The organism is Streptomyces fulvorobeus, from assembly GCF_013167895.1.
In the GTDB taxonomy this organism is placed as follows: Bacteria; Actinomycetota; Actinomycetes; order Streptomycetales; family Streptomycetaceae; genus Streptomyces; species Streptomyces fulvorobeus.
In genome coordinates this window covers 5,182,311-5,196,622 of the sequence record NZ_BLWC01000001.1, presented here as the reverse complement: position 1 = coordinate 5,196,622, position 14,312 = coordinate 5,182,311, and the positions used below count along the sequence as shown (strand labels likewise).

The 14,312-nt window shown below is 72.2% G+C and carries 11 protein-coding genes; 3 read left to right on the top strand and 8 right to left on the bottom strand.

All coding sequences use genetic code 11. The features are described 5' to 3' along the window. Window positions 1-22: 22 nt before the first annotated feature. The 5 genes from Sfulv_RS23310 to Sfulv_RS23290 all read right to left on the bottom strand — a co-directional run bounded on the left by Sfulv_RS23310 (window position 23) and on the right by Sfulv_RS23290 (window position 4,878). Window positions 23-406, bottom strand: coding sequence for a nuclear transport factor 2 family protein (locus Sfulv_RS23310; protein ID WP_173316476.1), 384 nt, complete (start codon window positions 404-406; stop codon window positions 23-25). A gap of 128 nt (window positions 407-534) precedes the next feature. After that, window positions 535-1,734, bottom strand: coding sequence for a macrolide-inactivating glycosyltransferase (gene mgt / locus Sfulv_RS23305; protein ID WP_173316475.1), 1,200 nt, complete (start codon window positions 1,732-1,734; stop codon window positions 535-537). Between the two features lie 65 nt (window positions 1,735-1,799). Further along, a complete protein-coding gene (locus Sfulv_RS23300; RefSeq protein WP_173316474.1) occupies window positions 1,800-3,095 on the bottom strand; it encodes an ABC transporter substrate-binding protein in 1,296 nt (431 codons plus the stop codon). Beyond that, window positions 3,095-3,934: a carbohydrate ABC transporter permease gene (locus tag Sfulv_RS23295; RefSeq protein ID WP_173316473.1), complete on the bottom strand. Its 840-nt coding sequence runs from the start codon at window positions 3,932-3,934 to the stop codon at window positions 3,095-3,097. Before Sfulv_RS23295 ends, Sfulv_RS23300 begins: the two co-directional genes overlap by 1 nt. Continuing rightward, window positions 3,931-4,878: a carbohydrate ABC transporter permease gene (locus Sfulv_RS23290; protein ID WP_173316472.1), complete on the bottom strand. Its 948-nt coding sequence runs from the start codon at window positions 4,876-4,878 to the stop codon at window positions 3,931-3,933. The genes Sfulv_RS23295 and Sfulv_RS23290 overlap by 4 nt, the downstream gene beginning before the upstream one ends. 141 nt (window positions 4,879-5,019) lie before the next feature. On the opposite strand from Sfulv_RS23290, the gene Sfulv_RS23285 reads away from it, so the two are divergent. After that, entirely contained in the window at window positions 5,020-5,886 is an 867-nt protein-coding gene (locus tag Sfulv_RS23285) for a phosphotransferase enzyme family protein (protein WP_173316471.1), read from the top strand. Between the two features lie 75 nt (window positions 5,887-5,961). On the opposite strand, the gene Sfulv_RS23280 is transcribed toward Sfulv_RS23285, so the two are convergent. Further along, entirely contained in the window at window positions 5,962-6,690 is a 729-nt protein-coding gene (locus tag Sfulv_RS23280) for a 3'-5' exonuclease (RefSeq protein WP_173316470.1), read from the bottom strand. A 97-nt stretch (window positions 6,691-6,787) separates the two neighbouring features. Beyond that, window positions 6,788-8,020: a DUF5919 domain-containing protein gene (locus Sfulv_RS23275; RefSeq protein ID WP_173316469.1), complete on the bottom strand. Its 1,233-nt coding sequence runs from the start codon at window positions 8,018-8,020 to the stop codon at window positions 6,788-6,790. 348 nt (window positions 8,021-8,368) lie between these two features. On the opposite strand from Sfulv_RS23275, the gene glgX reads away from it, so the two are divergent. Continuing rightward, the gene (gene glgX / locus Sfulv_RS23270; RefSeq protein ID WP_173316468.1) at window positions 8,369-10,531 is read left to right on the top strand and encodes a glycogen debranching protein GlgX; all 2,163 of its coding nucleotides are present in this window, start codon (window positions 8,369-8,371) and stop codon (window positions 10,529-10,531) included. 103 nt (window positions 10,532-10,634) lie between these two features. Continuing rightward, complete coding sequence (gene treY, locus Sfulv_RS23265; RefSeq protein ID WP_173316467.1) at window positions 10,635-13,061, top strand: malto-oligosyltrehalose synthase; 2,427 nt, start codon at window positions 10,635-10,637, stop codon at window positions 13,059-13,061. Here treY and Sfulv_RS23260 read toward each other — a convergent pair. Next, window positions 12,964-14,061, bottom strand: a complete 1,098-nt coding sequence (locus Sfulv_RS23260) for a cytochrome P450 (RefSeq protein ID WP_173316466.1) — start codon at window positions 14,059-14,061, stop codon at window positions 12,964-12,966. The genes treY and Sfulv_RS23260 overlap by 98 nt on opposite strands. Between the last annotated feature and the right edge of the window lie 251 nt (window positions 14,062-14,312).

The window sequence follows — 14,312 nt, the reverse complement described above, 5'->3', positions numbered from 1 at the left end:
CGGCCGCCGTGCGGCCCGGTGCTCAGACGTCGGCGAAAGGGTCGTCGACGTACGGCGTGGCCTGGTGGAAGTAGAGGAGCCAGCCGGTCCCGGTGCGGCGCCACAGCGAACTGCGGTGGGAGTGCAGCCCTTTGGACTCGGTGTCGAAGGTGAGGTGCACGAAGTCGGTGCACAGCTGGACGCCCCGCATCCGTGACGCCGTCAGCGGGCCGGGGCTCGGGGCGTCGGGCGCGGTGAGTGCGGCGATGATCGAGTCGCGGTTCCAGAGCCGCCCGCTGGTGCCGATCTCGCGGAACTCCGGGTGCAGGAGCGAGACGAGGAGTGCGGCGGAGGCGCGTACCACGGGGTCGAGGAGGCGCAGCTCTCCGTCGATGGCCGCGGCCACGGCGGGCGACGGTTCGGTCACGTGTTCATCTCCACAGGTCGCGCGGGGGTGTTCCGGCCACGGGTGTGCGTCGTGGTCATCGGCACACCATAGGACGATCCACCCGGGCCGGGCGACCGCCGCGCCCCGTGGAAGGGGCAGGGCGGCCCTCAGGCGGGGAGTTCGGCCTCGATGAGGTCGGCCGCCCGCTCGGTGCCGCCTTCCCGCGCCATCCGCGCCCGTACGGCAGCGGCGCTGGCCGCCACCTGCGGATCGTCGACGAGTGCGAGCACGGCCTCGCGCAGTGTCGCGGGGTTCGCCTCCTTTATCGGGAGGTGCCGGGCGACGCCGAGCGACTGGAGCATGTCCGCGTTGGCGAACTGGTCGACGGCCTGCGGAACGGCGACCATCGGTGTGCCGGTGGCGAGCCCCTCCTGGCTGCCGCCCGCGCCCGCGTGGGTGATGAAGGCGTCCGCCTCCCTGAGTACGGCGAGCTGCGGCACCCAGGAGTGCACCTCCACACCGGGGGGTACGTCGCCGAGTTCGGACGGGTCGACATGGGCGCCGATCTGGAGCACGACGTGCCAGCCGGGCAGCCCGCCGAAGGCTTCGACGCAGTCGCGGTAGAAGGCGGGCTGCTTGGTGAATGAGGAGCCGAGGGAGACCAGCAGCACCTTCTCGGCGCCGGCCGGGCGCTGCCACTCCCCCTGGTCGGCCCGGTCGCCCTGGCACGCGCCCACGAAGGTGTGGACGGTGCGGTCCACCCGGTCGGCGTGCGGCTGGAGCGCCTCGGGGATGAGGACGAGCGCGCGGCGGGGCCTGGCGACGAAGTCGTCCGGCGCCACGTCGCCCAGGCCGTTCTCCGCGAGCCAGCCCGCGAAGCGCGCGTAGTAGGCCCTTCCTCGCTCGGTCTGCCTGAGCGCGGTGGCCATGGGCTCGCCGACCTCCTTCTCGTATCCGTCCCAGGGGACCAGGTTGGGCCAGAGGGAGACGGCGGGGACGCCCCAGCGGTGGGCGAGGACGCGGGCCGGGTAGGAGGTGATGTCGTGCAGGACGAGGTCCGGTTCGTCGCCTTCGAAGGCGGAGAGGAGCTGGGGCAGTGCCTGGACGGCGTCGTTCAGGAACGGTTCGACGTGGTCGATCGGTTCGGTGCCCCAGGCGTCCGGGTCGTCGTCCAGGGGCAGCACCGAGGTGTAGAGCACCGGTTCGGCTCCGGTGGCCGCGACCTTCCCGGCGAAGGCGGCGGGGATGGCGTAGCTGACGCGGTACCCACGGGCGACGAGCTCCCAGATGACTTCGAGGCTGGGGTTCACGTGCCCGTGGGCGGCGATGGAGAACATGGCGATGTGGGCGCGCGGCGATGGGGTCATGTGCTCACCCTAAGCGAGACGAGACGTCTCGTCCATCGTTTTCGGCGGACCTCTCGCGGGACCTCTCAGCGCTGGTAGCGGGCCAGGACCCGGTTCCCGTCGTCGGCCAGGCGCCTCCTCAGGCCATCGATTCCGATCGCCCCGCTGTAGAACTCCTGGAGGGCGGGGGTGGCCACCTTGTCCTTCCACTCGGGGTAGCCGCGCACCGTCTGGGCGGGTGCCGGGCGCAGTGTCCTCGCCAGTGCGGTGCCGGTCGCCCAGCCGTGCTCGTCGGTGTGCAGGGCGGGGTCGGCGAGGGCCTCGGTGCCGGTCGGGAGCATCCAGTCGCCCTTGGCCAGGCGGACCATGTTCGGCGGGCGCAGCAGGAAGTCGATGAACCGCATCGCCTCCTCCTTGTACGGGCTGTCCTCGGCGATGGAGAGCGTCTGGGGGCTCACCCCCTGGGCGAGTCCCGCGGAGCCGGCGGGGGCGGGCAGGACCGTCCACTCGAACCCTTCGGGTGCCTGCTCCACGATCTGCTGGCGGTAGGCGAAGCCCAGCGGGACCATGGCGTAGCGGCCCCCGAAGAAGCCGGGGAGGGTGTCGGAACCGCCCATGCCCAGAGCCGTTCGGGCGGCGCTGCGGTCGGTGGTGACCTGATGGCGGATGGTCGCGGGGACCACTTGGTCGCCCTCCTCGAAGCGGATGGCGACCTTGCCGTCCGCCTCCCGGTGGAAGAGCTGCCCTCCGGCGGAGAGGCCGAGGTTGAGGGTGACGGAGACCGGTTCCCTGAGCGGCCAGGCGACCCCGTACCGCCCCTTCGCCGTCAGCTCCCTGGTGACCTGGCGGAACTCCGGCCAGCTCCACGGCTCGTCGGGGGTGGGGATGCGGACCCCGGACGCCTTGAGGATTCTGCTGTTGGCGATCAGGACCCGGGGCTCCTGGAGGAACGGGACGCCGTAGACACCGCCGTCGAAGGTGGTGGTGCGCCAGGACTCTTCCGGGATGTCCGCGGTGAGCCGCTCGGGCAGGAGGCCGCGCAGGTCGGCGAGGTAGCCCCCGTACGCGAAGTCGGCGAGGTCGTCGGACGCGTCGTGGATGACGTCCGGCGCCTCGCCGCCCTCGAAGGAGGTGAGCAGCTGGTCGTGGACGTTGTCCCAGCTTCCCTGTACGTAGTCCACCTGGATGTCCGGATGGGCCGCGTTCCACTCCTGCACCAGCTGCTTGCTCGCGTCGACCGACTCCTTCTGCCAGGCAAGCGACTGGAAGCTCAGCCGGACCGCGCCGTCCTCCTCCCGGCCGTCCCGGTCGTCGGAGCAACCGCTGAGCAGCAGGGCCAGCGCGGTGACCGCCGCGGCGGCCGCCCGGGTGAGCGCGCGCATCAGCTCTTCACCGCCCCGGCCGTCATGCCGCCGGTGATCCGGCGCTGGATGACCGCGAACAGGACGAGGGAGGGGAGGGTGGCCAGGAAGGCGGCGGCGGCGAGGGGACCGAGGTCCGCCACGCCCTCCGCGCCGAGGAAGTGGGTGAGTACGACCGGCAAGGTCTGCTTCTCCGGGGTCTTGAGCAGGACGAGCGCGAAGAAGAACTCGTTCCACGCGGTGATGAACGCGAAGAGCGCCGTGGCGACGATCCCGGGCGCCAGCAGCGGGGCGGTGACCGATACCAGGGTCCGCAGCTTTCCCGCCCCGTCGACGGCGGCCGCCTCCTCCAGTTCCGGCGGCACGGCGCGTACGTACCCCGCCAGCATCCACAGGGCGAACGGCAGCGACCAGACCACGTACACCAGGATCAGCCCCCACAGCGAGTTGATCAGATGAAGGTTCTTGAGGATCAGGAAGAGCGGAATGATCACCAGGACGAACGGGAACGCCTGGCTGACGACGACCCAGCCGGTCGCGGCGCTCGCCAGCCTGCCGCGGTGGCGGGCCGTCGCATAGGCCAGGGGTGTGGCGACCAGCACCGCGATCAGGGCGGCGGCGGAGGCCGCGACCAGCGAGTTGCCCGCGGCCTGGAGCAGGGGCTGCTCGTCGAACGCCTGACGGAAGTTGTCCAGGGTAGGCCGCTCGGGAATCCAGGTGGGGTGCAGTGAGCCGAGTTCGCGGGCGGGCTTGAAGGCGGTGGAGACCAGCCAGAGGAACGGGAACGCCAGGAACACGAGGTAGCAGAGCAGTGCGGCGTACTGCCCGGCCCGGGCCGGCCTGCCGGTACGGAGGCTCACGTGTCCTCGCCTCCCCTGAGACGGCCGACGAGATAACAGGCCAGGATCACGGAGACCACCGCGACCATCACACAGCCCATCGCGGCGGCGTAGCCGAACTGGCCGTACCGGAAAGCCTCCTCGTACGCGAAGAGCATCGGCAGGCGGGTGCGGCCGCCGGGACCGCCGCTGGTCAGGACGTAGACCAGTGCGAACGAGTTGAAGTTCCAGATGAAGTTGAGCGCGGTGATGGAGAGGGCGACCGGTCTGAGGGCCGGCCAGGTCACCGTGCGGAAGCGGCGCCAGGCGCCCGCGCCGTCCAGGGCCGCCGCTTCGTGGAGCTCCTGCGGGGTGTTCTGGAGGCCGGCGAGCAGCGCGACCGTGGTCTGGGGCATGCCGGCCCAGACGCCGACGACGATGACGGCGGGCAGCGCGGTGGCGAGGCCGGTGAGCCAGTCCCGGCCGTCACCGAGTCCGAGATCGCGGAGGGTCTCGTTGAGGATGCCCGCGTCGGGGCTGTAGACGAGCCGCCACATGATGCCGACGACCACTTCGGGCATCGCCCACGGGATGATCGCCAGCGCTCGCGCCAGCCAGCGCATCCGGAGGTTCTCGTTGAGCAGCAGGGCGAGGCCGAGCGCGAGCACGAACTGCGGGACGGTGACGCCGACCGCCCAGAGCAGGCCGATGCGGAACGAGTCCCAGAACAGGGTGTCGTGCACGAGGTCCTGGAAGTTGAGCGTGCCGATCCACTGCGTGGACCTGGTGCGGCCGGACTGCGCGTCGGTGAAGGCCAGCGCGATGCCGTAGAGCAGCGGGCCGACGCTCAGGATGAGGATCGGGATCAGGGCGGGGAGCACCAGGAACCAGGCGGCTCCGTCCCGTCCGGCCCGCTGGTCGCGGCCGGGCCGTCTCCCGCGTGGTTCCTCGCGCCCGGACCGCTCCGTCGCGGTCGCCAGTGTCACGGATTCGGCCCCTTTGCTCCACTAGGTGTGATTCGTTCCGATCTGGCCGCCCAGGTGGCCTCCGCCATGGTGCTGACGGTCCGTCCGTTCGTCAAGGCGGCGTGCACCGGCTCCATCTGCGGAGATGCGAAAATCGTGAGCATGAACGAGATGCGTGCGCGCGAGGTACTGAGCGCCGCCGGACTGTCCGGCGGCGCGGAACTGCTCGCGCTGGGCGAGAACGCGGTGTTCGCCGCCGGCGACCTGGTGGTCAAGGTCGGGCGGAACGCCGCGCTCCACCCGGAGCTGCGGGAGCGGGCCGAACGCGAACTGGCCGTCGCCCAGTGGCTCGCCGCCTGTGACGTCCCCGCCGTCCGGGCCGCCGAGCCCGCGGCGCGGCTGGTCGAGGGCCACCCCGTGACGCTGTGGCACCGGCTTCCGCCCGCCGTGCGCCCCGCCGAGCCGCGGGATCTGGCGCCACTCCTCGCCCGTGTGCACGCGCTGGGCACGCCCGAGGGGCTTGTCCTGCCGCGCCGGGAGCTGCTCGGCGGTGTCGAGCGCTGGCTGACGCTGGCGGGCGACGCCGTCGACCCCGCAGACGCCGACTTCCTGCGCGACCGCCGTGACGGATTCGCGGCGGCGGCCGCCGCCCTGGTCCCGCATCTGCCCCCGGGCCCGATCCATGGCGACGCGCTGCCACGCAACGCGCACATCGGCCCGGACGGACCGGTTCTGGTCGATCTGGAGACCTTCTCCGCGGATCTGCGGGAACACGACCTGGTGGTCCTGGCCCTCTCCCGGGACCGTTACGGCCTGCCCGCCCAGGCGTACGAGGCGTTCACGTCGGCGTACGGCTGGGATGTCCGCGAGTGGGACGGCTGTACGGTCCTGCGCGGCGCCCGGGAGACGGCGAGCTGCGCCTGGGTCGCCCAGCACGCCCCGGGCCGCCCGGCGGCGCTCGCGGAGTTCCGCCGCAGAGTGGCATCGCTGCGCGACAACGACCCCACGGTCCGCTGGCACCCGTTCTAGAGGGTCACCGCGCGTCAGGGCTCCCGTCCCGTCAGGAGGCGGCGCCCGGCCGCCGGAGCGCGGGCGGTCCGGCGCTCAGCCGGCCACGGACGCGGGCTCCCGCAGCGGCCAGCGGCCGTCGATCACCGCGTCCGCCGTGCCCTTGCCGCGCAGGAACTCCTGGAAGCCGGCCGCCCACTCGGCGTACCAGCCGATCTGGCGCTCGTGCAGTTCGGCGGGGGTCAGCTCGGCCACCGAGCCGTGCCGCCCGGCTATCGCGTACGCCACGCGCACCGCGGCGAGCGCGTCCGCGCCCGCGTCATGGGCGCCGCCGTGCACCACCCCGTACTCGACGCACACGGCTTCCAGCGTGCGCTTGCCCTTGCGGTAGCGGTCGACGGCGCGGTCGATGGTGTACGGGTCGACGACCGGGCCGATGTCCGCCCCGCCGAGCCGGTCGCTCAGCGACGGCAGTCGGTGGCGCCTCAACTCGGCTGACAGCAGCGTCAGATCGAAGGCCGCGTTGTACGCGACGACCGGCACGTCACGGCGCCAGCACGCCACGAGTGTCTCGGCGACCTCGTCCGCCACCTCGCGCACGGGCCGGCCGTGGGCCGCCGCCCGCTCGCTGCTGATGCCGTGGATCGCCGAAGCCTGTGCGGGAATCAGGACCCCCGGATTCGCCAGCCAGCTCCGCCGGCGTGTTGGTTCGCCGTCCCTGCCGTCGACCTCGACGACCGCGGCCGTGACGATCCGCGCCTCCTGCGGCTCCGTACCCGTCGTCTCCAGGTCGAAGCCGACCAGTGGTTCCCTGTGCCAGCCCATCCCGTACCTCCTACGTGGTGCTCTCCCCCGGATGACGACCACCATCGCACGCGGCACTGACAACGCTCAGGGACAGTGGCCCCGAGGTCCCGGGGGGTCAGGACACCGGCCGGGAGTCCGTCCAGACCGACTCGAACTCCTCGCGGTACGTCTCGAAGAGGCCGTGCTCGCTGTCCTGGCCCGCCCTGACCACCGCCCGGCCGCCGCCCCGCAGCACGAGCACGGGGGCCTCCATGCCGCGGGCGCGCCGCAGATAGGGCTGCACGACACCGACCGCGTCGGCCCCGTCGCCGTCCACCAGATAGGCCGTGAAGCGGGGTGTCTCGTCGAAGACCTGGATCTCGAAGGCCCCGGGGTCCCGGAGCTTGGAGCGGACCCGGCGCATGTGAAGGATGTTCATCTCCACCGAACGGCTCAGCTCGCCCTTTCTGAGCCCCAGTTCCCGCTCTCTGCGCTTGACCGCGCTGCTCGCCGGATTGATGAAGAGCAGCCGCACCCGGCAGCCCGATTCGGCGAGTCGGACCAGCCGGCGGCCGGAGAAGTTCTGCACGAGCAGATTGAGCCCTATGCCGATCGCGTCGAGGCGGCGCGCTCCGCCGAACAGGTCCTCGGCGGGCAGCTGGCGCTGGAGCCGTACCCGGTCGGGGTGGACGGAGACCACGTCGGCGTACCGGTCGCCGACCAGTTCCTCGACGGCGTCCACGGGCAGCCGGTCGGCGGACGGAACGGCTGCCCCGTTGCCCAGGATCTCCAGCAGGCGCGCGGAGGCCCGTTCGGCCTGGGCGAGGACCGCCTCGTTCAGCGCGCGGTTGCGGGAGACCACGTTGCGCGCCACCTCCAGCTCGTCGAGGGCCAGCTCGACGTCCCGGCGGTCGTCGAAGTAGGGCTCGAAGCAGGGCCAGTGCTGGACCATCAGCTCACGGAGCTGGGGAAGGGTCAGGAAGCTGAGGACGTTGTCGTCCGCCGGGTCGAGCAGATAGCCCTTGCGGCGCGAGACCTCGCGTACGGCGACCGCCCGCTGCACCCATTCCTGTCCGGCGGGGCCCGCGGCGGCCACCACCCAGTCCTCGCCGTGCACGGGTTCGTAGATGGGCCGGAGCACCGCGGCGACCACGGCACGCAGTCGCTGTTCGACGAGATTCAGCCAAATGTAGGCCCGGCCGGCCCGCTGGGCACGTGTCCGCACCTCACTCCAGGCGTCCGGTCCCCACTCCAGCTCCGCGCCTATCTCCATGGGCTGCGCGAGAGAGACCGCCCCTGGCGGCGCATCGGTCGGTTCCCCCTCGTGACCTGGGCCACCTGGGGGTAGCTCGAACCCTCCCGAGCTCACCCGCGTACCGCCTTCCACTCCCCCACCAACGATCAAGGAAGGGTACTCCGCGAGGGTGAGCCGATGCAGCCCGATGCGTAGGCTGCTTTCCCAACTGCCCCGTGAATCAAGCCTGTTCCTTACGGCAAGATCGGGCGGAGTGAGCCGATTCATAATGGTTAGGCACCCGCTCCCGGGCCCCCGGCGCGCGGTCGGGCGGACGGGGCGCGCGGATTCCTCTCCGGGGCGGTACCCGAAGGGCTCGATGTTGACAGCACCGGCCGACGTGCTAGGCGCACGCCCCACTTTCGGGGAGTATCGGACCGAAAGGCCCCGCGGCACCCGGATCAGAAGTGGAAGAGTCGATCTATGCAGGTCTGGCCGGGACAGGCGTATCCCCTCGGTGCCACCTACGACGGCGCCGGTACCAACTTCGCGGTCTTCTCGGAGGCCGCGCACCGAATCGAGTTGTGCCTGCTGCACGACGACGGTTCCGAAACGGCGGTGGAACTGCGCGAGAGTGATGCCTTCGTCCGGCATGCCTACCTGCCCGGTGTGATGCCGGGCCAGCGGTACGGCTTCCGGGTGCACGGACCGTACGAGCCGCAGCAGGGGCAGCGCTGCAACTCGGCGAAGCTGCTGCTCGACCCGTACGCGCGGGCGGTCTCCGGGAAGATCGAGTGGGGCGAGGCCGTGTACGGCTACCCGTTCGGCAGCCCCGACGCCCGCAACGACCTCGACTCCGCTCCGCACACCATGAGCTCGGTCGTGGTCAATCCGTACTTCGACTGGGGCGACGACCGCCCGCCCCGGACGGACTACCACCGCACCGTGATCTACGAGGCCCATGTCAAGGGCCTCACGATGCTGCATCCGGGGCTGCCGGAGGAGCTGCGCGGCACGTACGCCGGTCTGGCCCATCCGGAGGTCATCGCCCATCTGACGGAGCTCGGCGTGACCGCGATCGAGCTGATGCCGGTGCACCAGTTCGTCCAGGACCACCGGCTCGCCGACGCGGGTCTGGCCAACTACTGGGGCTACAACACCATCGGCTTCTTCGCCCCGCACAACGCCTACGCCTCCTGGGGCGACCGCGGCGAACAGGTGCTGGAGTTCAAGCAGGCCGTCCGGGCGCTCCACAAGGCGGGCATCGAGGTGATCCTCGACGTGGTCTACAACCACACGGCGGAGGGCAACCACCTGGGGCCGACGCTCTCCTTCCGGGGGCTGGACAACGCCTCGTACTACCGGCTGGCGGAGGACCAGCAGTACTACATGGACACCACAGGGACCGGGAACTCCCTGCTCATGCGGTCGCCGCACGTCCTACAGCTGATCATGGACTCGCTGCGGTACTGGGTGACCGAGATGCACGTCGACGGCTTCCGCTTCGATCTGGCGGCGACCCTGGCACGCCAGTTCCACGAGGTGGACCGGCTGTCGTCCTTCTTCGACCTGGTCCAGCAGGACCCGGTGGTCAGCCAGGTGAAGCTGATCGCCGAGCCGTGGGACGTCGGCGAGGGCGGCTACCAGGTGGGGAACTTCCCGCCGCTGTGGACCGAGTGGAACGGCAAGTACCGCGACACGGTACGGGACCTGTGGCGGGGCGAGCCGCGGACGCTGGCGGAGTTCGCCGGGCGGCTGACGGGCTCGTCCGACCTGTACCAGGACGACGGCCGGCGGCCGCTCGCCTCGATCAACTTCTTCACCTGCCACGACGGCTTCACCCTGCACGACCTCGTCTCCTACAACGACAAGCGCAACGACGCCAACGGTGAGGGGAACCGGGACGGCGAGAGCCACAACCGGTCCTGGAACTGCGGCGCCGAGGGCGGGACCGAGGACAAGGAGGTCCTGGAGCTGCGCAACCGCCAGATGCGCAACTTCATCGCCACCCTCATGCTGTCCCAGGGTGTGCCGATGCTGAGTCACGGGGACGAGTTCGCCCGTACGCAGCACGGCAACAACAACGCCTACTGCCAGGACAACGAGCTGGCGTGGGTGCACTGGCCCGACCCGGCCGCCCGCCCGGCGGACGGCGAGGACGACGAGGACGGCGGCGCGGGCGGCCCGGACACCGGCCTGCTGGAGTTCACCCGCTCCATGGTGTGGCTGCGCCGGGACCATCCGGTGTTCAGACGCCGGCGGTTCTTCCACGGCCGGCCGGTGGAGGGCACGCACGACGAGCTGTCCGACATCGCCTGGTTCACCCCGGAGGGCCAGGAGATGGCCCAGCGGGACTGGCAGGTCGCCCATGCCAAGGCCCTGACGGTCTTCCTGAACGGGCAGGCGATCTCGGAGCCCGGTCCGCGCGGCGAACGGATCTCCGACGACTCCTTCCTGCTGATGTTCAACGCAGGCGCCGACACCCTGGAATTCGCCGTTCCGGTGGACCACGGACGGCAGTGGCAGGTCATCGTGGACACGGCCCGCCCGGACGGTGTGCCACCCGGCTCGGGTCCGAAGGTCTCGGCGGGTGAGCGGGTCACGCTGGTCGGGCGCAGTCTGACGGTGCTGAAGCGTCTGGCGTAGCACGGGCGCGAGCCCCCTCCGGCGGGTGAATCCGATGCCGCCGGAGGGGGCCTTCCGCACGGGCCGTGACACAGATGGCTCCGTAATGGGTACTTACGTGTTCATGACGCCCACCGCCACGTACCGACTCCAGCTCCAGCCGGACTTCCCCTTCTCCGCTGCCGGTAAGGCAGTGCCGTATCTCGCCGCACTCGGTGTCTCCCATCTGCACCTGTCACCCGTCCTGGAGGCCGTTCCGGGTTCCCGGCACGGCTACGACGTCGTCGACCACAGCCGCGTACGCGCGGAGCTCGGCGGCGAGGCGGGGCTGCGGCAACTGTCCGCGACCGCCAGGGAGTACGGCCTCGGACTGGTGCTGGACATCGTGCCGAACCACATGGCGGCAGCGCCCCGCCACAACCGCCAGCTGTGGGAGGTGCTGCGCGAGGGGCGGACGTCGCCGTACGCGCGATGGTTCGACATCGACTGGACGGCGGGCGGCGGCAAGGTGCTGCTGCCCGTGCTCGCGGGCCCTCTCGCCGACGAGATCGGCCACTTCGAGGTGGGCACGGAAGACGGGCCGGGCCCTGGAGAGAGGGCGGGCGCTCCGGTGCTGCGCTACGGCGAGCAGGAGTTCCCCCTGCGCGAGGGCACGGCCGGGCTGCCCCTGCCCGAACTGCTGAACGCCCAGCACTACCGGCTCGCCTGGTGGCGCCTCGCCCGTACGGAGCTGAACTACCGGCGGTTCTTCACCATCTCCGAGCTGATCGGCGTACGGGTGGAACACCCCGAGGTCTTCGCCGCCACCCACGCCAAGATCCTCGAACTCCTGAGCGACGGTGTCGTGGACGGGCTGCGTATCGACCACCCGGACGGGCTGGCGGAGCCCGCCGCCTACCTGGAGCAGCTGAGCGAGGCGTCCGGCGGCCGGTGGACGGTGGTGGAGAAGATCCTCACCGGCTCCGAGACCCTGCCCGCCGGCTGGGCGGTCGCCGGGACCACGGGATACGACGCGCTCCACCGGATCGACGGGCTCTTCACCGACCCCACGGGCTCGGCCGAGCTGCTGGGCCGCTACCGGGACTTCGCCGGTCCGCCCGAGGACCGCGGGGGCCACTGGAAGGCGACGGTGCGCCGGGCCGCGTACCGCGTGGTCAACCACGAACTGGCCGCCGAGACCCGCTGGCTGACCCGGCTCGCCGCCGAGGTGTGCGCCCAGGACCCCGCGCTGCGCGACCACGCGCCCTGGGCCCTCCAGGCGGCCGTCACCGAACTGCTCGTCCGCGTTCCCGTCTACCGCCCCTACGTCACCGCGGGCGGCCCGGTCACCGCACTCGCGGAGTCGGCCCTGCCGCCGGAGGCGGTGCGGGACGCGAAGGCGGTGTTCTCCGTGGCCGAGGAGGCCGCGGCCGTCGACGTGGTGCGGGAACTGGCGCTGGGCCGGCTCGGCGCGGGCGACGCGCAGACGGCGTTCTGCGCGCGGTTCGCGCAGACCGCGTCGGCATTGCACGCCAAGTCGGTCGAGGACACCGCGTTCTACCGCTACGTACCGCTGATCTCGGCGACCGAGGTGGGCGGGGACCCGGGCCTGCCCGCGGTGTCACCGCAGGAGTTCCACGCGTTCTGCGCGCGCCTCGCCCGTGACTGGCCCGCCACGGGCACGGTGCTGACCACGCACGACACCAAGCGGAGCGCCGACGTGCGGGCCAGGATCGCGGCGCTCTCGGAGTGTCCTGAGCAGTGGTCGTCCCTGATGGCGCAGGTGACCCGGGCCACCGCGCCGGCCGCTCCCGACCCGCAGCTGGCCTGGCAGGCGTGGCAGTCCGCGTACGGCTGCGCGGACCTCCCGGCGGAGGAGCTGGCGGCGCGGCTGGAGCCCGCGCTGCTCAAGGCCGTGCGGGAGGCGGGCCTGTTCACCAGCTGGACCGAGCCCGATCCGGCGTACGAGCGGGCGGTGGCGGACTTCGTCGCGGCGGGGCCCGGCAGCGACGCGGGCCCCGCGCGGACGCTGCTGACGCGGTTCGCGGCCTCCCTCCGCCCCCAGGTGCGGGCCAGTGTGCTGGGCGCGGCTCTGGTGCAGCTGACGATGCCGGGCGTGCCGGATCTGTACCAGGGCACGGAGCGGGAGTATCTCGCTCTCGTCGACCCGGACAACCGCAGCCCGTTCCGGGAGCCCGACGGCGAGGCCGACGAGAAGACCGCGCTCACGGTGGCGGCGCTGGGCCTGCGGCGTGAGCGGCCCGAGTTCTTCGGGGAGCGGGGGACGTACACCGCGCTGGCGGCGCACGGCCCCGCGGCGGCCCACTGCGTGGCCTTCGCCAGGTCGGGCGAGGTCGTCACCGCGGTGACCCGGCTCTCCCTGCGCCTCGCCGATGAGGGCGGCTGGCGCGGCACGGCACTGACGCTGCCCGGCGCGGGGCCGTGGCGTGATCTGCTGTCACCGGAGAGGGAGTTCACAGGTCCGGTGGTCGAGCTCGCCGAGCTGTTCGCCGAACGGCCGGTGGCACTGCTCCGCAAGGCCGTACGAGAAGGGTCCGGGGACCCCGGGTGAGGAGGCCGGTGGCGGTGGGCCTGAATCCCTCCGCCCAGCGGATGCCGGGCATGGCGTCGAGCAGGGCGTGCAGCCCTTGTTCGGCTTCCAGCCGGCCCAGGAGGACCGCCGGGCAGTGCGCGGGCCCGGTGGTGAGGTGCCCCGGGTCGGGCCTGAACGGGTCGAAGCGGTCGGGTGCGGCGAAGCGGTCGGGGTCGCGTCCCGCCGCGCCCATCAGGCAGGCGACCGCGGCCCCCGCCGGGAGTGTGCCACCGCTGACGGGCACGTCGGTGACGGTACGGCGCAGGACGATCTGCACCGGCGGATCGCGGCGCAGGGTCTCCGTCCAGGCGCCCACGATGAGGTCCGGGTCGGTGCCGAGTACCTCCAGGAGGCAGGGCTCGTCCAGGACGTTGGCGAGGAACGAGGCGAGGGCCGTCTCGCGGAGCGCGGTGTGCGCGGCGCAGGTGGTCGCCGGGGCCCGGGCCATCCTCAGGTGGAGGTCGGCGCGGGAGAGCGGGGTGAGGCCGGGGTGCGCGAGCCCGGCAGCGGTGACGGCGCCGCCGAGCGGAAGCCAGTGGCAGAACTCCGGTACGAGGTCGGCCTGCTCCCGGCCGGCTATCCGGCGCGCCAGGACGTAGGCGGTCCGTGCCAGGGCCGCGCCGCCCGGGGCCGGCTGCACCGCGGGCCGGTGGCGGGCGCCGCCGGGCAGGGGCGCGCAGTCCAGGCTGCCCCGGCAGAGCCCGAGGGGCGCGGTGCCGCCTCGGGGAGCGCCCTCGTGCGGGTAGCCCGCGAAGCGGGGGTCGGTGAGCGCGGCGGCCACGTCGGCGTACCGGCTGAGCAGCCAGGCGCCGAGGCCGGTGTCGTACGTCAGCGGGTGGTCCTCGCGGAGCCGGCGGTAGAGGCGCAGCCGGTACGGGTCCTGGTCGGCGCCCGGCGTCAGGACGCTGAGTGCCTCCGCGAGCTCACGGCTGCGGGGGCTGTCGGTGCCTGGGCTCTCGGCGGCCGGGCCGGTCTGCATCGGTCCCCCCGGGGTCGCGTCGCCGTCCGACGCGTGTGCGCCAGGCCCTCAGCCCATCACTGCCGGGGGTGCGGCGCAGTGGAGGTGCGGCTGTTCGGGTGACGGGCCGGGCCGCGCCCGGTGCTCACGGCTTCGGACGCCGGGAGCGCACCGCCGGTGTCGGGGTGGTCAAGGACGTGGGTCCGTACGGGCCGGCGGCTCCGGGAAACGCGGCGACCGCGGGCAGCAGGTCCGATCCGTCACGGGCGGGG